Source organism: Trinickia sp. HAY1-2D, assembly GCF_056754935.1.
Genome location: NZ_JBPGWX010000002.1, coordinates 1,583,564 through 1,602,737, shown reverse-complemented (window position 1 = coordinate 1,602,737; position 19,174 = coordinate 1,583,564). Strand labels below are relative to the sequence as shown.

Sequence of the window (19,174 nt, the reverse complement as noted above, 5' to 3'; positions counted from 1 at the left end):
CACCCGCGCTCAGGCAGCGTAGCACGGGGCCACGCACCGCGAGGCACTTCGCTGTACCTCGCACGGTCCCGTGTACACCCCTTCGCACCTCACGATTCGAGACGCAGCTCCTGGATCTTGCGTGTAATCGTGTTGCGCCCGATACCGAGCCGTTCGGCCGCCTCGACCTTGCGTCCCCGCGTGAAGTCGAGCGCTTCGCGTATCACCGCGGCTTCGAAACGGCGAGCCAGTTCGTCCATCACGTCGGGCGCATTTTCCCGCAGCATGCGCGCCACTTCGGTACGCAAACCGCTTTCCCATACGCCCACCGGCGAGCCGGTCGGCACGGTGCCCAGCACGGCGGGTGTCGGCGCCGTCATCGACGCGCCGTTGGCCTCTGCCTCGAGCGGCATGTTGCCCGCAACAGCCGAGGCGCCGGCTATCGCCGTGCCCGCGACGATCTCGCTGGCGGCATGCGCAGGCTGTTGCAGCGGCACGAGGTCGGGCGGCAAGTCCTTGATCTCGATGGTCTGCGCGGGCGCCATCACCGTGAGCCAATTCGCGAGGTTCTCGAGCTGACGAACGTTGCCCGGGAACGGCAACGAGGCAAGATAGGCAACGGTGGCCTCGGATACGCGCTTCGGCTCGACCCCGAGATCGCGCGCGCTCTTTTGCAGGAAGTGCCGTGTGAGCAGCGGGATATCCTCCTTGCGTTCGCGTAGCGGCGGCAAACGCAAGCGAATGACGTTGAGCCGGTGATAGAGATCTTCGCGAAAGAGGCCTTGGCGCACGCGCGCATCGAGGTTCTGGTGCGTCGCCGCGATCACGCGCACATTCGCGCGCAGCGGACTGTGGCCGCCGACGCGATAGAACTGCCCATCCGACAGCACGCGCAGCAGCCGCGTTTGGAGATCGAACGGCATGTCGCCGATTTCGTCGAGAAAGAGCGTGCCGTTCTCTGCCTGCTCGAAACGACCTTGCCGCATCGCCTGCGCGCCCGTGAACGCACCGCGCTCGTGGCCGAACAGTTCGGACTCCAGAAGATCTTTCGGAATCGCCGCGGTGTTCAGCGCGATGAACGGGCCGCCCGCACGGGGGCTATGCCGGTGCAATGCGCGCGCGACGAGCTCCTTGCCGGTGCCCGATTCGCCCGTGATGAGCACCGTCGCGGACGAATGCGAAAGGCGCCCGATCGCACGGAACATGTCCTGCATCGCCGGTGCCTGACCGAGCATCTCGGGCGCGTCGGCAAGCGACGGATCGGCCGCATGGGCACCGCGCAAGCTCTCGTCGACGGCACGGTGAATGAGCTCGACGGCGCGATCGATATCGAACGGTTTCGCGAGGTATTCGAATGCGCCGCCCTGAAACGCGGCCACGGCGCTGTCGAGGTCCGAGTACGCCGTCATGATGATGACGGGGAGCTCGGGCAGCCGCTGGCGGATCGACTGCAAGAGATCGAGGCCCGACGAACCGGGCATCCGGATGTCCGAGACGAGCACTTGCGGTGTCTCGTGCTCGAGCGCGGCCAGCGCTTCGCGCACGTTGGGGAAGCTGCGCGTGGCCAGGTTCTCGCGCGCGAGCGCCTTTTCGAGCACCCAGCGAATCGATTGGTCGTCGTCTACTATCCAGATCGGCTTCATGGAAGGTCGTTGGTCAATTATCTAGCGGCAATAGAATCTGAAACTCGGTGTGGCCCGGCCGGCTTTCCACTTCGATCATCCCGTCGTGCTGTTGCACGAAAGTCTGCGCAAGCGTGAGGCCGAGCCCGCTGCCCCCCTCGCGTCCGGAGACGAGCGGATAGAAAATGCGCTCGCGGATGTCGTGCGGGATGCCCGGGCCGTTGTCGATGACACGCAAGTCCAATGCCAGTTTATGAAGGCGCTTGGCGATCGTGACATTGCGCGCCACGCGGGTGCGCAACGCGATGCGCGCATCGCCCTCGCTGATGCGTTCGCGCAGCGCCTGGGCCGCATTGCGCACGATGTTGAGCAGCGCCTGAATCAGTTGCTCCTTGTCGCCGCGCAGCTCGGGCACGCTCACGTCGTAATCGCGCTCGATCGTGAGGCCGCGCGGAAACTCCGCCAGGATGACCGCGCGCACGCGTTCGCAGACTTCATGGATATTCACGTCGCCCACGATATGCGGATGCCGATGCGGCTCGAGCAGGCGGTCGACGAGCGTTTGCAACCGATCGGATTCCTTGACGATCACCTGCGTGTACTCACGCAGCTCGTGCCGCTCCCGCGCGTCGAGCTCCAATTCGAGCAATTGCGCCGCGCCGCGAATACCGCCAAGCGGGTTCTTGATTTCATGCGCGAGGTTACGGATCAACTGCTTGTTGGCGGTCGCCAGATCGTGAATGCGTTCCTCGCGATCGGTCCGCAAGTGCCGCTCGTTCTGGAACAGCTCGAGCAACACGTAGTCCGGCGCGCTTTCGAGAAAACCCACCACCATGTGCACTTGCAGCGTTTCACGGCCCGGACGCTCGAATTCCGCGTCGAGATGCGTCGCATGGAATCGTTGTTCCGCGATCGCCGCGATCGTCTCGACGAGCACATCACCGTTCGCAAAGATGTCGGGCCACGACATCTGCATCAATTGACGCCGCGATAAATCGAGCAGCGACTCGGCGGACGGGTTCGCGAATGCGACGCGCAGCGTGCGCTTTTCGAGCACGAGCACGACCGTCGGCAACGCCTCGAGACCCGGCAACAGACCGGATGCGCCAAGCGCGGCATCGTCTGTCAAAGGCTCGCTCTGCCCTTTGCTGGTCTTGATCAGATTTTTTAGCGCCATCGTGAAAGCACGGTCACCCTGGGCCGACCCGGCAGGAAGCCGCAGCAAGCGCCGAAGCGCTCACTGCGGCCGACACACAAAAAAGGGACGGCGGCGCCGTCCCTCGAGACCGATCGCAAGCATGTTCTGCGCAACGGCCACGGAGGTGGGCGCTGCGCATCGCAATGCTTAGAGCGAGTAGTACATTTCGAACTCGATCGGATGCGTCGTCATGCGGTAGCGTTGCAGTTCGCCTTCCTTGAGCTCCAGATACGCGTCGAGCATCCCGTCCGTGAACACGCCACCGCGCGTGAGGAACTCGCGATCCTTGTCGAGCGCCTCGAGCGCCTGATCGAGACCGGCACAGACGGTCGGGATCTTCGCGTCTTCTTCCGGCGGCAGATCGTAGAGATTCTTGTCCGCGGCTTCGCCCGGATGGATCTTGTTCTGCACGCCGTCGAGGCCCGCCATCATCAGCGCCGAGAACGCGAAGTACGGATTGGCCATCGGGTCCGGGAAGCGCGTCTCGATACGGCGGCCCTTCGGATTCGACACGTGCGGAATACGGATCGAGGCCGAGCGGTTGCGCGCCGAGTAGGCGAGCTTCACCGGTGCTTCGAAGTGCGGCACGAGGCGCTTGTACGAGTTCGTCGTCGGGTTCGTGATCGCGTTCAGCGCGCGAGCATGCTTGATGATGCCGCCGATGTAGAACAGCGCGAACTCAGAGAGGCCCGCATAACCGTTACCGGCGAACAGGTTCTGGCCGTCCTTCCAGATCGACTGGTGAACGTGCATGCCCGAACCGTTGTCGCCGACGACCGGCTTCGGCATGAACGTCGCCGTCTTGCCGTACGTATGCGCGACGTTGTGGACGATGTACTTGAGCTGCTGCGTCCAGTCGGCGCGCTGCACGAGCGTCGCGAACTTGGTGCCGATCTCGTTTTGGCCCTGGCCGGCCACTTCATGGTGGTGCACTTCGACGGGAATGCCGATCTGCTCGAGCAGCAGACACATTTCCGAGCGCATGTCCTGGAACGAATCCACCGGAGCGACCGGGAAATAGCCGCCCTTCGTGCCCGGACGGTGACCGGTGTTGCCGCCTTCGAATTCCCTGCCCGACGACCACGGCGCTTCTTCCGAGCCGATCTTCACGAAGCAGCCCGACATATCCGTGTTCCACTGCACCGAATCGAAAATGAAGAACTCGGGTTCCGGTCCGAAGAAGGCGGTGTCGCCCAGGCCAGTGCTCTTCAGGTAGGCTTCGGCGCGCTTGGCGAGCGAGCGCGGATCGCGCTCGTAACCCTTGCCGTCCGCAGGCTCGACGACATCGCACGTCAACACGAGCGTCGGCTCTTCGTAGAACGGGTCGATGAAAGCGGTGTTGGGGTCCGGCACGAGCAACATGTCCGATGCTTCGATGCCCTTCCAGCCCGCGATCGAGGAACCATCGAACGCATGGCCGCTTTCGAACTTGTCGCCGTCGAACGCCGACAGCGGAACGGAGACGTGCTGCTCCTTGCCGCGCGTGTCGGTGAAGCGAAAGTCGACGAACTTGACGTCCTCGTCCTTGACGAGCTGCATGACGTCGGCCACGGTTTTACTCATATCCTCTTCTCCATTTGATAGGTTCGGCGGTTCTTCACTGCGCGAGAGCCCCGGCGAACGACTTCGTACGCCGGATACCACCGCGCAAGCGGTCGCCGCCCGTTAGAGCATCTTTCGTGCCAGGCATGCTCGTTTTCCCGCACGACTCAATGGGTCCCTCGTGCCGACGCCAAGTGCCGCGCCCTGCATTGGAACGCTGCGCTGCACCGTGACGTGCCTTGTCGCCGTGCGGGTCGGCAAGAAGGCACCTTTTCGGTGCGCGATTCGAACGCAGCGCGCCGGAGCGCTCTAATTCGGTGCACTCAGTGGGATTATGCACCCCGTTGGGGCACCCCCTTATCGGGACGCCCCAACCTGTTCGTGCTCGCACGCAAGCTCACCGCGCTAAAATGCTTTTTTGCCACGAGGAGACCGGCTTCATGAGTACGCTCGAACAGATCCTGGCGCAAGCGGACAAACGCCGCGCCGAACATCAACTGCCCTACGCCGGCGCTTTCACGCCGGCCGAGGCTTTCGAGTTTCTCCAGCTCAAGCCTGAGGCCCGGCTCGTCGATGTCCGCACGCGCGCCGAACTCGATTGGGTCGGCCGCCCGGTCGTCGGCGACGGCCAGTATATCCACATCGAATGGACGCGCTACCCCGGCGGCGTGCCGAACACGGAGTTCATCGAACAACTACGCAGCGTAGTCTCGGCCGATACGCACCTCATCTTTTTGTGCCGCAGCGCCGCGCGCTCGAAGCTGGCCGCCGTCGCAGCCGAAAAGGCGGGATTCGGCAAAGCGTTCGACCTGCTGGAAGGTTTCGAAGGTGCGAAGGACGGCAACGGTCATCGCAAGACGGTCGACGGCTGGTGCCACAGCGGGTTGCCCTGGCTCGGCGCCTGAGCTTGCGCCCACGCGAACGCAGGTCCTGCGTCGTGGCGCTCTCGGGCGAGCGCTATCGCGTCTGCCCGGCTTCGGGTTCGACGACATCGCCGCCCAGCAGGTGCACCCCTTCGCGCAACTTGACGAAGGCCGCGGCGACGGCTTCCGGTTCGCCCTTCACACCGAGATCGATGTGCCGCCGGGCATAGACGCCGCCACGCTCCGCGTCGCCCACGCTCGGCAGGCTGAATACGCGAACACCCGGAAAATCCGCTTCGATTTTCTCCATCAACGGCGTCAGCGTCGACTCCATGAGCTCGAACACGAGCAGCGATCGCTCGGCATGCGCGACTCGATGGTGCATCTGCGCGTACTTCGTATCGAGTACCCATTCGATCATCGGCCACGCCATCACGGGGAAACCGGGAACGAAATGGTGATCTCCGATCGAGAACCCCGGAATCTTGTTGTAGCCGTTCGGAATAATCGAGGCGCCGCGCGGAAAGACGCCCATATTGAGGCGATGACGATTTTCGGGGGAATCGAGATCGAGCGGGGGCGCGCCGGCCGGGTGCATGTCGCGGATTCGCTGGCGGATCAGTTCGGCCGCCTCCGGGTGCAACTCGAGCGGAACACCGAGCGCGTTGGCCGCGCAAAGCCGGGTATGGTCGTCCGGCGTCGCGCCAATGCCTCCCGTCGAAAAGACGATGTCGCCCGAGGCGAAACTGCGCTCGAGCGTGGCCGTGATCCGTGCGGGGTCGTCGCCGACGTACTCGGCCCAGGCGAGCGCCAGGCCCCGCGCGTTCAATAGCTCGATGACCTTCGGCAGATGCTTGTCGGTACGCCGACCCGACAGGATTTCATCGCCGATGATGATGACGCCAAATGCCATGACCGCCTCACGAAGATGAGAGATCGCTCATCGTCGTTCATGATCGTGACGGCTGCAAGCCCTCTTCTTCGCGCATCGCCTGCAATGCCTCCAGGCAGTAGTGACCGAACCAGAGCGCGGAGAACACGAGGATGAACGCGTACATCCAGATCGTGACGGCTGCAATGACGGGAAAGAGCACGACGAGCCAGAGCGACCAGGCCCAGAGCAACGTCGGCAGCGTCCCCATGAGGCCGCTCGCAATGCCGATCGCAAGCAGCGGCACACGGTGGCGCCGCATCAACGCGAGCCGCTCGGCGCGGCTCGCGTGCAGCGCCAGCGCGTCGTATGTCATCACGCGATAGGTGAGCCAGCCCCATAACAGCGTCGGAATCAGCGCGAAGAGCGGCGAAATCAGGGCAAAAAGCGGTGGAATCAGCAGCAGCGGCGCAAGCAGAACGAAAAGCGGCAGCGTGAGGAGAATGAGCAGCAGGCAAACGAGCGTCGTCGCAATGCCGTACGCGAGGCTGCCGTACCAGGTTCCGCCGTGCCGCGCCTCCAGCGTCGGGAACCGGCGGGCCGACAGGTGCCGCACCACCATCGGCATCGACAGCGTGGCGATCAGCAGCAATACGGTGGAAACGATGACCGGAATCGAGAACGCGACGACGATGAGCGGCGCAATCACCGCATGCAGGTTGGTCAAGCCCACCCAGTCGAACGCGCGGTAAAGCGCCATCCCCAACGTCGAGCCGGCAAGCCAGCCGCGCGCGGTGCCGACGAGGTCCTGCCAGGTGAACCAGAAGAACAGCCCCCATCCCGCCGAGGCGATCACGAACGGCAAGAACGTGAGCCACAGCACGCGCGGGTGCAGCACGCCCGCGAGCGCCCGGCCGAATGCACGCATGAGCTCGTTCATCGGCATGCGCCTTCAGGCGGCCGGCGCACTGCCTCGGCGCGCGCCGCGGCCGAACCCGAGCCGCCGCGCGATACGCGCGAACGCAAGCCAGTGCTGCGAGAAAAAGCCATCGCCATACGATTCGCCCTCGATTTCCTGACGGATCCCCGTCGGCTCGACGGACCGAACCCACGAGGCAGTGCCGAAGAGCATATCCCACCAGGGGAAGAGCACGCCGAAGTTGCAGCCGTAGGCGGTGCCCTCGTGTCCGTAGCCGACCGCGTGATGGCGACGATGGAACGCCGGGCTGACGAGTACCCGTTCGACCAGACGCCCGAAGCCGAGCCGCGCGTTCGTGTGCTGCACGCTTTGCAGAAAGTTCGTCACGGCCGTGAGCACCACGAACTGCGTCGGCGCCACCCCGATCGCCAGCGCGATGGCAGCGAAGAACGAAGCCTGAGCGATCCCGTCGAGCAAATGGTTGCGATCGTCCGACCAGAGCGACAACTGGCGCTGACTATGGTGAACCGCATGCAGCTCCCACCAGATGCCGAAGCGATGCTGCCAGCGGTGATACCAGTAGCCGGCGAAATCCAGTACGACGAGGTAGATGAGGAATGCCACGATCGGCTGCGACGTGACGCCGGGCCACAGGTGATCGAGGTCCATGTTGGCGATGCCGCGATAGCGCAGCCAGACCTGCAAGTCGGCAAAGAACGGCTGGAAACCTAGGAAGAACAGCAGATTGAAGAGGCCAAGCTTGGAGATGGCCGTATAGAGGACGTCGACGCGCACGGCCCGGCGGTTTTCCCATCGTTCGACCGGACGCAGCGCCTCGAGGGGGCGCAGCAGCAGATAGGCTGCACCGATCGTCAGCAAGCCGACGATCACCGGATAGAGCGCATCGTAGGAATCTTCGTCGTAGTCCATCCAGCCGAACCGGAACAGGAGCGGCTGGACCACGTGGACATAGGCCCAGGTCTGCAGCGCCGAAACGACGCCGTCGAGCGAAGCGATGACCGAATGCAGCATGGCGGCGCGCGCGGCCCCTGGCTTACGCGCCGTTCGCGGCCGTTACCGGGGCGCGATCGTAGAAATAGATCCCATGCGGCGAGCGGCCGACGGCAATCGTCTGCACGAGCTTTTTCGTGGTCATGTCGATGATGCCGACGTGCTTCGCAAAGCGGAACGTCACCCAGAGGTAGCGTTTGTCCGCGGTGAGTTCCATGTCGTCGGGGCCAGGCAGCAGGCCCGTGATATCGCCGACGTTCGTCAGCGTCTGTTCATCGAGGATGCTGATCGTATTCGCAACGCGGTTGCTGACGAGCACATGGCGGCCGTCGTCGAGCGAGCGGAAGTTGTGCGCGCCGTTACCTGTCCTGATCCGCTTGACTACGGACCGCGTGCGCCAGTCGACGACTGCCACGTCGTCCTCGCCCGTCATGCCGACGAGCAGATACTTGTCGCCCGGCGTCATCCAGAGCCCCGCCGGAGTCTTACCCACGGGCATTTTCCAGAGCACTGTCTGCGTCGGCAGATCGATCGCCGCGAGTTCGCCCGACACCTGCAGCGTCACGAACACGGTCCGGCTGTCGTTGGAAAACGCCATATGGCTCGGCATCGTCGCAAGCGGCAGGCGCCGCACGAGCTTCAGGCCGTTGGTAGGCGCGTCGTAGCTGTAGATGTCGAGCCGGTCCAGACGCAGCCCCGTCGTGACGAACCACTTGCGATCGGGCGAAAAACCGAGCTGATACGGGTCCTCGATGCCGGGCACGCGCCCTTGGGGCTTGCCCGTCTTCGGATCGACGAAGATCAGATCGTTCGAGACCGAATTCGCGACGATCAACGTTTTATTGTCGGGCGTCGCCATCAGGTGATGAGGTTCCTTGCCCGTCGGCACGGTACCGACGACCTGATGCGTCGCCTCGTCGATCAGCGAAAGCGTCGCCTCGGCCGAATTCAGAACGATGACGTTGTTGGCATAGGCAGGCAACGAGACGGCGGCGGCGCTTGCCGCCAGCAGCGCGAGCGCCGCGGTGCCGATCAGGCCCCGCGCGCGGAAGGAAATAATCTTGGGCATGAGAACTCGTTCGAATGGCCAACGCCCCTTTAAACGGCTTGGCGCGGGCCGAGGTTGACGGCCTCGGAATAAATACTGCTTTTTCCGTTTGCGCGCCCTAATCGGGTTATCGGCACCGTCGAAGTTTTCTCGATCATCTTTGCAGCGATTCCCACACCTTATGGAGCCGCTTCGTCGAAACGGGCATCGGCGTGCGCAGCTCCTGCGCGAAGAGCGAAATGCGCAGCTCCTCGAGCAACCAGCGGAACTCGGCGAGCCGTGCGTCCGGTACACCGCCGCGGGCCTGCCGCGCGCGCTGGTATTGCTGCGCGAGCGGCTGCAGCTCCGCGAATTGCCGTGCGTCGCGGGCCGGATCGGCCTTCAGCTTGTCGATGCGCAGCGCAATGCCCTTCAAGTAGCGGGGGAAATGCGCAAGCTGGGCATACGGCGTGTCGACGATGAACCGCTTGCCGATCAGCATCTGCAGTTGCTGCTGCATATCCGCATAGGCGGCCGCGTGCGGCTTGGCCTGCACGAGCTTTTTCGTCACGGCCGCGTATTCGGCGAGGATTTGTCCGACGAGTCGCGCGATTTCCTGCGCGAGCAACGAAAGCCGGCTCTTGCCCTCGTCGCGGCGCGCGTGGAACGTCGCGTCGTCGTCGGGTAGCGGATCTTGCAGGCACGCGCGGTCGAGCGCCGTGTCGATCAGCTGATCGCGCAGCTCCTCTTGCGTACCGAGCGGCATGAACTGCAGCGCCATTTCGCGCAAGCCGGGCAGGTTTTTCTCCAGATATTTGATCGGCTCGCGCAATTGCAACGCGAAAAGCCGCCGCAGACCGGCCCGGTGCGCACGCGCCGCCTCGTCGGGCGAATCGAAGACTTCGATGTCGCAATGGGTCGTGCGATCGACGAGCGCCGGATAGCCGAACAACGTCTGGCCGCCGCGGCGAATCTCCAGCAATTCCGGCAATTTGCCGAAGTTCCAGGTCGTCAGCTTCTCGTACAGCGCCGTCGCCTCGCCGCCCGCGCCGGCCGACGCACTGCGGGAGGACTCGGCCGCCGCGGTTTCACGCGGCGCCTGTCGCGCCCCGGCAGGTCCGCGCGCGCCGGCCTCGGCATCCGGGCGCGCTTGCCCGATGCCGGCAGCGCCGTCGAGCGACGCACCGACGGCCAGCTTCTGGAACTGCCGCTGCGCCTCGCCGCCGAGCTCGGCACGCAACTGGGCCAGATTGCGGCCCATCGCGAGCTGCCGCCCGTGCTCGTCGATGACCTTGAAGTTCATGAAGAGGTGGGCCGGCAGCGTTTCGAGCTTGAAGTCGGTCGGTTTCATCGAGACCTGCGTCGTCTCGCGCACGTCGGCGATCAGCGCCTCGACGAGACCACCTGCGCCGCGAGGCGACTCGCCCGCGCCGACGCCAGCCCCCTTCGAGGAGTGCAATGGGGGCACGCCAAAGCGTCCGGCGTGACGTTCGACGAATCCCGCTGCGTACTCCGGCAGCGGCACGCAATGCCGGCGCAGCTTCTGCGGCAGCGATTTGAGCAGCAACTGGACCTTTTCCTTCAGCATGCCCGGCACGAGCCATTCGGCGCGCAGCGCGTCGACCTGATTGAGCGCAAAAAGCGGCACGGCGAGCGTCACGCCGTCGCGCGGCGAGCCCGGCTCGAAATGATAGGCGAGCGCCATGTCGACACCCGCCATCGCCGCACGCTTCGGAAACAGATCGGTCGTAATGCCCGCCGCCTCGTGACGCATGAGGTCGTCGCGCGACAGATAGAGCAAGCGGAGTTTGTCCTCCGGCTGGCCGCTGCGTTTCACTTCATTGCGGTACCAGCGCTCGAATGCGGCCCCGGTGTAGATGCCTTTGGGCAGCGCCTGATCGTAAAACGCGAAGATCAGTTCGTCGTCGACCAGCACGTCCTGCCGGCGCGACTTGTGCTCGAGTTGCTCGATGTCGGCAAGCAGCTTGCGGTTATGGGCGAAAAACCCGAGCTTGGTATCGAACTCGCCCTCGACGAGCGCACCGCGAATGAAAAGCTCTCTCGCGCGCGCCGGAGCCTGCGAGCCGAACGCGACGCGCCGCCGATGGTAGACAGGCAGCCCGAAGAGCACGGCGCGCTCGAATGCCGCCACCTGGGCCGCACGCTTTTCCCAATGCGGCTCCGAGAGCGATTTCCTGAGGAGGTGCGACGCGACCTTCTCGATCCATTCCGGCTCGATTTTCGCGAGACAGCGCGCATAGAGGCGGCTCGTCTCGACCAGCTCGGCCGCCATCACCCAGCGCCCCGCCTTCTTGGCCAGCGTCGAGCCGGGCCAGAGAAAGAACTTGATCCCGCGAGCGCCGAGATAGTACGGCTCGTCGTCGGCTTTGAGGCCGAGATTGCCGATGAGGCCGGTCATCAGGGCCAGATGAATCTGCTCGAAGGTCGCTTCGCTTTCGTTGATCCGCCAGCCGTGCTCACGCACCACGGTGAGCAGTTGAGAATGAACATCGCGCCATTCGCGCAGCCGCAGATGCGAAAGAAAGCGCTCGCGGCACGCATCGACCAGTTGCCGGTTCGATTTCTTGTGCGCCACTGCTTCGCCGAACCAACGCCAGATCTTGAGCCATTGCAGGAATTCCGATCGCTCGTCGGCGAAGGCACGGTGCGCCTGATCGGCCTGCTCCTGCGCCTCGGCCGGCCGCTCACGCGGGTCCTGAACCGAAAGCGCGCTCGCAATGACGAGCACCTCGGCGAGCGCATCCTGATCGCGCGCGGCGAGGATCATGCGCCCCACGCGGGGATCGAGCGGCAGCTTCGCCAGCTCGCGCCCGAGCGGCGTCAGTTCATTGTCGTCGTCGACGGCGCCCAGCTCGGCCAGCAATTGGTAGCCGTCGGCAATGGCGCGGCCCGGCGGCGGCTCGATGAACGGAAACGTCTCGATGGCGGTGAGGTGCAGCGCCTTCATCCGCAAAATCACCGCCGCCAGCGACGAGCGCAGGATTTCCGGCTCGGTGAACCGCGCGCGCGCCTGAAAATCGGCTTCGTCGTAAAGCCGGATGCAGATGCCGTCCGCCACCCGGCCGCAACGCCCGGCCCGTTGATTGGCCGCGGCCTGCGACACCGGCTCGACCTGCAACTGCTCCACCTTGTTGCGGTACGAGTAACGTTTCACGCGCGCGAGCCCCGTATCGACGACATAGCGAATGCCCGGCACCGTCAGCGAGGTTTCGGCGACGTTCGTTGCGAGCACGATCCTCCGGGCATTCGACGATTTGAACACGCGCGCCTGCTCGGCCGCGGAGAGCCGCGCGAAGAGCGGCAGAATTTCCGTGTGCGGCGGGTGGTGCTTGCGCAGCGCCTCGGCGGTGTCGCGAATCTCGCGTTCGCCCGGCAGAAAGACGAGCACGTCGCCCGGGCCTTCGCGGCACAGGTCGTCGACGGCATCGACGATGGCGTCGATGAGATCGCGCTCGGCTTCGCGCGCACCCTTCGCGCGTTCGCGCGGGGACGGTGTGGCTGCCGTGCCCTGCGCCGTCTTGATCGCCGCGCTGCGCTCGCGCGGGTCTTCGACGGGCTGGTAGCGGATCTCGACCGGGTAAAGCCGCCCGCTCACTTCGATGACGGGTGCAGGCTTCGACTCAGTACCGAAATGACGCGCGAAGCGCTCGGCATCGATCGTGGCCGACGTGACGATCAGCTTCAGATCGGGCCGCTTCGGCAGAATCTCCTTCAGATAGCCGAGCAGAAAATCGATGTTCAGGCTGCGTTCGTGCGCCTCGTCGATGATGAGCGTGTCGTAGGCGCGCAACAGCGGATCGGTCTGCGTCTCGGCGAGCAGAATGCCATCGGTCATGAGCTTGACCGATGCGCCCGGCGCCAGATTGTCGGTGAAACGCACCTTGTAGCCGACCACCTCGCCGAACGGCGTGCCGAGTTCCTCGGCGATGCGCCGCCCCGTGGCCGACGCAGCGATCCGGCGCGGCTGCGTATGACCGATGAGCCCGCTGCCGCCCGCGCCGCGCCCGCGCCCGAGCGAGAGGCAGATCTTCGGCAGTTGCGTGGTCTTGCCCGAGCCCGTTTCGCCCGAGACGATCACGACCTGATTGTCGCGGATCGCACGCGCGATCTCCTCGCGGCGACCGGTGACCGGCAGCGCGGCGGGAAATTCGAAGGGCGGAATCGGGTTCGGCGGCACGCGCGCGTGGCGCGAGCCGTGGGCGCGACCCTGGCGCGGCGGTCCGCTCTCATCGGCGGCCGGACTATTGGGTACGTTCGACATGGGGGCGCATTATAATCCCGGCATGAACGCACAATCCGACCTCGTCCCCATCCCGGAACCCGTCGCGACTCGCCCCGTCGCGGCCGACCCCGTTTCCCAACACGCCCAGTTCGTCGACTGGATGCGATCGGTCGCGCCGTACATCCACGCGTTTCGAAACAAGACGTTCGTCGTGGGCTTCGGCGGCGAGGTCGTTCATCAAGGACTCCTGAACGCGCTCGTGTCGGACATCGCGCTCTTGCAGGCGATGGGTATCCAGATCGTGCTCGTGCATGGGTCCCGCCCGCAGGTCGAGGAACAGATGAACCTGCACGGCGTGCAATCGGAGTTCTCGCACGGTATGCGCATCACCGATGCGCGCGCGCTCGAATCGGCCAAGGAAGCGGCGGGCGAAGTGCGGCTCGATATCGAAGCCGCGATCAGCCAGGGCCTGCCCAACACGCCCATGGCACATGCGCACATCAGCGTGGTGTCAGGCAATTTCGTGACGGCCCGGCCCGTCGGCATTCTCGATGGCGTCGATTTCGCTCACACGGGCGTCGTGCGCAAGATCGATGCCGAATCGATCCGCCATTCGCTCGCGAGCCGCAAGCTCGTGCTGCTGTCGCCGCTCGGTTTCTCGCCCACCGGCGAAGCGTTCAACCTCTCGATGGAAGACGTCGCCTCCGCGGCGGCCATCGCGCTGCGTGCCGACAAGATCATCTTCCTGACCGAAACGCCCGGCATCATGAACGAAGCCGGCGATCTCGTGCGCGAGCTTTCGCTCGACGACGCCTACCGTCTGCACGAAAGCGGCGAAGTGAAAGGCGACGCGGGCTTTTACCTGAAGCATGCGGTGCGCGCCTGCCGCGGCGGCGTCCCGCGCGCGCATATCATCCCTTACTCGCTCGACGGCAGCTTGCTGCTCGAACTGTTCCTGCACGACGGCGTGGGCACGATGATCTCGTACGAGAACCTCGAAAGCCTGCGCGAAGCCACGCCCGACGACGTGGGCGGCATCCTGACGCTGATCGAGCCGCTCGAATCGGACGGCACGCTCGTCAAACGCGGCCGGCACCAGATCGAACGCGACATCGACCACTTCTCGGTCATCGAGCACGATGGGGTGCTGTTCGGCTGCGCGGCGCTCTATCCGTACCCGCAGGAGCGCATCGGCGAAATGGCGTGCCTCACCGTCGCCCCGGACGCCCAGGGCTCCGGTGACGGCGAGCGCCTCTTGAAACGCGTCGAGCAACGCGCGAGGGCGCGCGGCTTGACGCGCATCTTCGTGCTGACGACCCGCACCGAACACTGGTTCCTCAAGCGCGGCTTCGTGAAAGTCAGTGTCGACGACCTACCCGAAGACCGCAGGCGCCTCTACAACTGGCAGCGCAAGTCGCTCGTGCTGATGAAGCATCTTTGAGCGCGACGCGCACCGTACATCGCGCTCGCGCGGCGCGTCCTTATTCGATTTTCTGGAGAAACCCACAATGACACGCATGGTTCAATGCGCGAAGCTCGGCAAGGAAGCCGAGGGCCTCGATTTCCCCCGCTGCCCGGCGAATTGGGCAAGCGCATCTATGAAAGCGTCTCCAAGGAGGCGTGGCAGGCCTGGCTCAAGCATCAGACGATGCTGATCAACGAAAACCGGCTCAATATGGCCGATCCGCGTGCGCGTCAGTATCTGATGAAGCAAACGGAGAAGTTCTTCTTCGGCGACGGTGCCGATCAGGCAACCGGATACGTTCCGCCGACCGAAGGCTGAGCGGCGAGCGCATACTGCTTGCCCGCGAACGACGAGGCCGGCCGCATCAGCGCGCCGGCTTTTTTATCGTGGGTCAGACGAGCGTATGGAGTTCAGCGCGTGCGCGCCCGCCTTCGATCAAGAGGACGCCCGCCGATACGGGCAGCTTGAAGCGGCGCGGCCCGGCGCTCCCCGGGTTCACGAACAGCACGCCCTCGCGAAGCGCGAGCGCGGGCTGATGCGAATGCCCCGTCACGACGACATCGATACGTGAGCCGGCCTCGCTCAACCGCAAATCGGCGATGTCGTGCACGACGTGAATCGCCACCCCTTCGATCACGAGCGTCGTCCACAACGGCAGCCGCTCGGCCCACGCGCCCTTGTCGTTGTTGCCCCGAACGGCAGTGACCGGAGCGATCGCAGACAAAGTGTCGAGCACTTCAGGCTTGCAGATATCTCCGGCATGCACGATGGCCTGCACACCGGACAACCACGCGAGCGCTTCCGGGCGCACAAGATTGTGCGTATCGGAAATGAGGCCGATCCGTACCGCGTTTGCCATGCCTGTCATGGCCACGATCGGAACCACGGGTTTCAGGCAGCCAGGCCGGCATGGCTGCGCGGCGGGAAAAGCAGCCCGCGCGAACGGGTCAGCGCCGCGCGCGCCCCGCGGGTGGCCACGACCGCTCCGACCTGCCCGAGATTGAAATCGTGCGATACGAGCAGTTCCATGAAAGCAACCATCGGCAAGACAACCGACGGGCTGTAAAGCTGACGTTCGATGAGGGCTTTCATGGTGGCTTTCCCCTTGCTTGGTGCGGCTCGACCCGCGACCTGCTATGACGACTTCGACATGAAGCCATTCTAGGCAGACCGCGAGGCGCGATAAATCCGCAAAATGGAAAGTCACTTGTCGGCCTTCGCGAACAATAGGAACACCAGGCCGATCAATCGAGCGGCGCAGCCGCGAACTCCGCCAGCGCTTCAGCACGCTCGGAGAAGGCGGCCAGCGCCGGGTGAAGCGCGGGATCGATCGCACCGGGCAGGATGTGTTGCGTGAAGCGCCAAGCCACCGCCACGGTGATATCGGCTTGCATCAGGCGCTCACCCGTGAGCCAGCCCGCACCGCCGGCCGAACCGACTTCGCGCTCGAGCAGCGCGTAGGCGGAGGACAGTTGGCCCGACACGCGGTCGACCCAAGGTTCGTGCTGCTTCTCCGCCGGCCGAAGGTTACGCTCATAGACGATCTGCACTGTCTTTTCGCCGGCGGCAAGCGCAAAACCGATCAGATGAAGCGCGCGCCGGCGTTGCGCCAGTTCCTGAGGCATCAGCCGGCGCTCCGGCGGCACCTTCTGATCGAGATAGTCGAGAATCAGGCTGGAATCGATGAGCAGCGTGCCGTCGTCGTCGATCAGCGTCGGCGCCTTGACGACGGGGTTGACCGCGGAAAACGCGTCGAAATGACGAAACACGGAGAGCGGACGGTGCTCGAAGCCGATATCGAGCACGGCCATCGAAACGGCCACACGGCGGACGAACGGCGAATCCAGCATGCCAATCAGTTGCATTGATGCCTCGCTTGGTCAGAGGGTGAAAACGCCACTCTATCAGCCGCCCGGTCGCCTCGTTATTCGCCTGAACAAAAAGCGCAAATGCGAACAAGGGCGCGACATGCGCGAACCGTAGGGTCTTCGCCCCAATGCCGGCTCCGAAGCCCATACTGACAATCATCGGCCGCCCTGAACCCGGGCGCCGCGCGCGCCTCGCCGGAGTGAGTCCGCCATGAAGATGCGATCCGTAGCAGCCTCGGTTTTGATGGGTGCCATCGTCTCCTGCGGCGTCGGCTGTGCCGAACAGGGCCGGCCCGACTACGCGTATACGACGACCGTGGCGATTCCCGACGGCAAGACCGTCGAATGCGCCGTCAACGAGCCGCTGGCCGGCCGGCGTGGGCCGGCCGCACCGCTCAGTACCAGCGAGGAGCGCCAGGCTGAGGTCCTGGCCATGCATCGTCTCTTCCTGGAGACGGGCCCCTGGTCCGATTACCCGACGCCGTACACTGCGCCCGACATCAAGTGCCGGGCCATACGTTGATGTTCAACCGGCACGCAGGATGCGCACCCCCTCTTCGACCGGCAACTCGTTGTCCGCGGCGAATCGCATCACGAACTCGAACGCCTCCGGGCAGATTTCGGCCAGCTCGCCCGACACGGTGAGACACCTGATGCCCTCATCGACAAACGGCACCGCAAGCCATGTCGATGCCGGATTCCTGCCCGGCCGCTTCTCTTTGACGAACAGCGCGATGACACCGGCAAGACGCTCGGCCCAGTCGCCGGGCCGAAACGTTTTCCCGCCGTGTGTGAGACCCACGATCAGATGGGTGCGATGACGGTGCGAAGGATGAACGTCGTGGGTCATTCGTGAGCGAGTGAATGGGCCGGCAGCATGCCAACCGGTGCGGGGCGCTCGCGCGTCGTGCTTGCGAGCGCGTCGGCGCGAAGCCGGAATACGGCCACCGTTTCATCGAGCAGGCGCGCCTGCTCCTCCAGCGATGCCGCAGCCGACGCGGCCTGTTCGACGAGCGCGGCGTTTTGTTGCGTCGAGCGGTCCATGTGCGATACGGCGCGCTCGATCTCTTCGATTCCCTGGGACTGGAAGTCCGATGCCGCACTAATCTCCGCGACGATCCCATTGACCTCGTGTGCAGCCTTGACGATGTCGCCCATCGTCGCGCGAGCGCGCTCGGCCAATTCGGTCCCGCCTTGCACCTTGGCGACCGACGCCGTCATCAGTGCACGGATTTCCTTGGCCGCGGCGGCGGACCGGCCAGCAAGCGCGCGAACCTCGCCGGCCACGACAGCGAATCCGCGTCCCTCTTCGCCAGCCCGCGCGGCTTCGACCGCCGCATTGAGCGCCAGTATGTTCGTCTGGAAAGCAATGCCTTCGATTGCTCCGATGATGTTGACGATATGATCCGAGTCGGCCGACATGTCCGCGATTGCATGAACGATCTCCCCTACCACCTCGCCGCCGCGCACGGCGGTCGCTGAGGCCGTTTGCGCCTGCACACTCGCCTGCCGGGCGTGCTGCGCGTTTTGCGCGACGGTTGTGGTGAGCTCTTTCAAGCTCGCCGCTGTCTCTTGGAGCGCTGCTGCTTGTTGTTCGGTGCGCGCGGACAAATCGGCATTGCCGCTCGCGATATCGTGCACACCGTGACGAATTTCGCCGGTGCCGTCGCGCACACGTGTGACGGTCGCCGCCAGGCTTGCCTGCATGCGCGCGAGCGCATCCAGCAGCCTGCCCATCTCCGCACCGCGCGACGTATCGATCGTCGAGGTCAGGTCGCCTGAAGCGATTCGCTCGAAGTGATCGATTACGGTGCCGATCGGCTTGACGATCGACGCGCTCAGGACTCGCCGAGCGAGCACTGCGAGAACGATAGAGGCGGCCCCGACGCAGGCAAAAAGCGCCAGCAAGCGGTGAAAGCGGTCCTGCGCCGCATCGAAATGCATCTGTTGCGCGCGCACCTGGAAATCCATGAGCCGCTGCGCCGCCTGTTTGTAGTCCGAGAAAATTGCTTCCGGTGCGTGCCGCTCGATGGTGCGGAAGGAGGCAAAATCATCCTGGTCGAGCGCTGCGATTTCCGGCGCGATGACCTGCTTGATCAGATTGGCGCGCGCGGTGCGCAACGCGTTCGCGAGCGAGGCTTCCGCATCGCCCGATACGGGCAGCGCGCTGTAAGCCTCGAGCGCGCGATCGCTGGCGGCCAGCGCCGCATGAATGTTCGCCAGCGTCGATTCTGTCGGCTTGCCTTGTGCAACGAGTGTCTCGTAGCTGCCTAGATCGACGCGCGCTTGCAAGAGGTTCGCGGAGGTCTCCGCGAGATGCGTCAGCGCCGCGGTCTCGGCACTATGCATCTTCTCGAGCGCCACATTGGCGGATCTGAGTCCGACAACCGATGCCGCGATCACGAGTATCAGGGCACCCGTGTAGCCGGCGACCGTCGCGCTCAGCGCGGCACGAACGTTAGTGACCCTAACCATGCTGTCTTCCCAAAAAAAAGGCGGCAAGCGATGAGGCTCGCCGCCGCCTTTAAATGGCTGCCCTCATCAGGCAGCACCGTCTTGGAGGAGG

16 protein-coding genes and 1 pseudogene are annotated in these 19,174 nt (G+C 64.6%); 4 read left to right on the top strand and 13 right to left on the bottom strand.

What is annotated here, in order from left to right; translation table 11 throughout:
* Window positions 1-89: 89 nt before the first annotated feature.
* From ntrC to glnA, 3 genes are all read right to left on the bottom strand, one after another.
* On the bottom strand, window positions 90-1,622 hold the full coding sequence (gene ntrC, locus ACR9ZC_RS14635) for a nitrogen regulation protein NR(I) (RefSeq protein WP_481580850.1): 1,533 nt from the start codon (window positions 1,620-1,622) through the stop codon (window positions 90-92).
* Between the two features lie 13 nt (window positions 1,623-1,635).
* Complete coding sequence (glnL, locus tag ACR9ZC_RS14630) at window positions 1,636-2,778, bottom strand: nitrogen regulation protein NR(II) (protein ID WP_331566847.1); 1,143 nt, start codon at window positions 2,776-2,778, stop codon at window positions 1,636-1,638.
* A gap of 168 nt (window positions 2,779-2,946) precedes the next feature.
* Window positions 2,947-4,362, bottom strand: coding sequence for a type I glutamate--ammonia ligase (glnA, locus tag ACR9ZC_RS14625; protein WP_331566845.1), 1,416 nt, complete (start codon window positions 4,360-4,362; stop codon window positions 2,947-2,949).
* A 419-nt stretch (window positions 4,363-4,781) separates the two neighbouring features.
* Here glnA and ACR9ZC_RS14620 point away from each other — a divergent pair, with 419 nt between their 5' ends.
* Window positions 4,782-5,246 carry a rhodanese-like domain-containing protein gene (locus ACR9ZC_RS14620; protein WP_481580849.1) on the top strand — a complete coding sequence of 155 codons (465 nt, stop codon included), beginning with the start codon at window positions 4,782-4,784 and terminating at the stop codon, window positions 5,244-5,246.
* 52 nt (window positions 5,247-5,298) lie between these two features.
* Here ACR9ZC_RS14620 and ACR9ZC_RS14615 read toward each other — a convergent pair whose 3' ends face one another.
* The 5 genes from ACR9ZC_RS14615 to hrpA all read right to left on the bottom strand — a co-directional run bounded on the left by ACR9ZC_RS14615 (window position 5,299) and on the right by hrpA (window position 13,314).
* Entirely contained in the window at window positions 5,299-6,117 is an 819-nt protein-coding gene (locus tag ACR9ZC_RS14615) for a competence/damage-inducible protein A (protein WP_481580848.1), read from the bottom strand.
* Window positions 6,118-6,154: 37 nt separating this feature from the next.
* Window positions 6,155-7,015, bottom strand: coding sequence for an EI24 domain-containing protein (locus tag ACR9ZC_RS14610; protein WP_481580847.1), 861 nt, complete (start codon window positions 7,013-7,015; stop codon window positions 6,155-6,157).
* 12 nt (window positions 7,016-7,027) lie between these two features.
* The gene (locus ACR9ZC_RS14605; RefSeq protein ID WP_481580846.1) at window positions 7,028-8,026 is read right to left on the bottom strand and encodes a sterol desaturase family protein; all 999 of its coding nucleotides are present in this window, start codon (window positions 8,024-8,026) and stop codon (window positions 7,028-7,030) included.
* Between the two features lie 22 nt (window positions 8,027-8,048).
* The gene (locus ACR9ZC_RS14600) at window positions 8,049-9,074 is read right to left on the bottom strand and encodes a YVTN family beta-propeller repeat protein (protein WP_481580845.1); all 1,026 of its coding nucleotides are present in this window, start codon (window positions 9,072-9,074) and stop codon (window positions 8,049-8,051) included.
* A 133-nt stretch (window positions 9,075-9,207) separates the two neighbouring features.
* Window positions 9,208-13,314 carry an ATP-dependent RNA helicase HrpA gene (hrpA, locus tag ACR9ZC_RS14595; protein WP_481580844.1) on the bottom strand — a complete coding sequence of 1,369 codons (4,107 nt, stop codon included), beginning with the start codon at window positions 13,312-13,314 and terminating at the stop codon, window positions 9,208-9,210.
* 22 nt (window positions 13,315-13,336) lie between these two features.
* On the opposite strand from hrpA, the gene argA reads away from it, so the two are divergent.
* Together argA and ACR9ZC_RS14585 are read left to right on the top strand one after the other, a co-directional pair.
* A complete protein-coding gene (gene argA, locus ACR9ZC_RS14590; protein ID WP_331566830.1) occupies window positions 13,337-14,716 on the top strand; it encodes an amino-acid N-acetyltransferase in 1,380 nt (459 codons plus the stop codon).
* A gap of 67 nt (window positions 14,717-14,783) precedes the next feature.
* Window positions 14,784-15,058: pseudogene (locus ACR9ZC_RS14585) on the top strand (oxidative damage protection protein).
* 73 nt (window positions 15,059-15,131) lie between these two features.
* Here the strand turns inward: ACR9ZC_RS14585 and ACR9ZC_RS14580 are convergent.
* From ACR9ZC_RS14580 to ACR9ZC_RS14570, 3 genes are all read right to left on the bottom strand, one after another.
* Window positions 15,132-15,608 (bottom strand): metallophosphoesterase family protein, encoded by a 477-nt coding sequence (locus tag ACR9ZC_RS14580; protein ID WP_481580843.1) that lies wholly within the window; start codon window positions 15,606-15,608, stop codon window positions 15,132-15,134.
* Window positions 15,609-15,631: 23 nt separating this feature from the next.
* Window positions 15,632-15,832 (bottom strand): hypothetical protein, encoded by a 201-nt coding sequence (locus ACR9ZC_RS14575; RefSeq protein WP_331566824.1) that lies wholly within the window; start codon window positions 15,830-15,832, stop codon window positions 15,632-15,634.
* A gap of 152 nt (window positions 15,833-15,984) precedes the next feature.
* On the bottom strand, window positions 15,985-16,605 hold the full coding sequence (locus ACR9ZC_RS14570; protein ID WP_481580842.1) for a glutathione S-transferase: 621 nt from the start codon (window positions 16,603-16,605) through the stop codon (window positions 15,985-15,987).
* Between the two features lie 214 nt (window positions 16,606-16,819).
* Here ACR9ZC_RS14570 and ACR9ZC_RS14565 point away from each other — a divergent pair, with 214 nt between their 5' ends.
* Window positions 16,820-17,131 carry a hypothetical protein gene (locus tag ACR9ZC_RS14565; RefSeq protein WP_481580841.1) on the top strand — a complete coding sequence of 104 codons (312 nt, stop codon included), beginning with the start codon at window positions 16,820-16,822 and terminating at the stop codon, window positions 17,129-17,131.
* Between the two features lie 3 nt (window positions 17,132-17,134).
* On the opposite strand, the gene ACR9ZC_RS14560 is transcribed toward ACR9ZC_RS14565, so the two are convergent.
* Both ACR9ZC_RS14560 and ACR9ZC_RS14555 read right to left on the bottom strand, forming a co-directional pair.
* Window positions 17,135-17,458: a DUF3579 domain-containing protein gene (locus ACR9ZC_RS14560; protein ID WP_440558660.1), complete on the bottom strand. Its 324-nt coding sequence runs from the start codon at window positions 17,456-17,458 to the stop codon at window positions 17,135-17,137.
* Window positions 17,455-19,083: a methyl-accepting chemotaxis protein gene (locus tag ACR9ZC_RS14555; protein ID WP_481580840.1), complete on the bottom strand. Its 1,629-nt coding sequence runs from the start codon at window positions 19,081-19,083 to the stop codon at window positions 17,455-17,457. Before ACR9ZC_RS14555 ends, ACR9ZC_RS14560 begins: the two co-directional genes overlap by 4 nt.
* Window positions 19,084-19,174: the final 91 nt, after the last annotated feature.

Excerpts from the sequence above, each read along its gene's own strand:
- hrpA (WP_481580844.1), bottom strand. The coding sequence starts at position 13,314 with ATGTCGAACGTACCCAATAGTCCGGCCGCCGATGAGAGCGGACCGCCG.
- ACR9ZC_RS14575 (WP_331566824.1), bottom strand. The coding sequence starts at position 15,832 with ATGAAAGCCCTCATCGAACGTCAGCTTTACAGCCCGTCGGTTGTCTTG.
- argA (WP_331566830.1), top strand. The coding sequence starts at position 13,337 with ATGAACGCACAATCCGACCTCGTCCCCATCCCGGAACCCGTCGCGACT.
- ACR9ZC_RS14565 (WP_481580841.1), top strand. The coding sequence starts at position 16,820 with ATGAAGATGCGATCCGTAGCAGCCTCGGTTTTGATGGGTGCCATCGTC.
- ntrC (WP_481580850.1), bottom strand. The coding sequence starts at position 1,622 with ATGAAGCCGATCTGGATAGTAGACGACGACCAATCGATTCGCTGGGTG.
- ACR9ZC_RS14580 (WP_481580843.1), bottom strand. The coding sequence starts at position 15,608 with ATGACAGGCATGGCAAACGCGGTACGGATCGGCCTCATTTCCGATACG.
- ACR9ZC_RS14600 (WP_481580845.1), bottom strand. The coding sequence starts at position 9,074 with ATGCCCAAGATTATTTCCTTCCGCGCGCGGGGCCTGATCGGCACCGCG.
- glnL (WP_331566847.1), bottom strand. The coding sequence starts at position 2,778 with ATGGCGCTAAAAAATCTGATCAAGACCAGCAAAGGGCAGAGCGAGCCT.
- ACR9ZC_RS14560 (WP_440558660.1), bottom strand. The coding sequence starts at position 17,458 with ATGACCCACGACGTTCATCCTTCGCACCGTCATCGCACCCATCTGATC.
- ACR9ZC_RS14555 (WP_481580840.1), bottom strand. The coding sequence starts at position 19,083 with ATGGTTAGGGTCACTAACGTTCGTGCCGCGCTGAGCGCGACGGTCGCC.
- glnA (WP_331566845.1), bottom strand. The coding sequence starts at position 4,362 with ATGAGTAAAACCGTGGCCGACGTCATGCAGCTCGTCAAGGACGAGGAC.
- ACR9ZC_RS14615 (WP_481580848.1), bottom strand. The coding sequence starts at position 6,117 with ATGGCATTTGGCGTCATCATCATCGGCGATGAAATCCTGTCGGGTCGG.
- ACR9ZC_RS14620 (WP_481580849.1), top strand. The coding sequence starts at position 4,782 with ATGAGTACGCTCGAACAGATCCTGGCGCAAGCGGACAAACGCCGCGCC.
- ACR9ZC_RS14610 (WP_481580847.1), bottom strand. The coding sequence starts at position 7,015 with ATGAACGAGCTCATGCGTGCATTCGGCCGGGCGCTCGCGGGCGTGCTG.
- ACR9ZC_RS14570 (WP_481580842.1), bottom strand. The coding sequence starts at position 16,605 with ATGCAACTGATTGGCATGCTGGATTCGCCGTTCGTCCGCCGTGTGGCC.
- ACR9ZC_RS14605 (WP_481580846.1), bottom strand. The coding sequence starts at position 8,026 with ATGCTGCATTCGGTCATCGCTTCGCTCGACGGCGTCGTTTCGGCGCTG.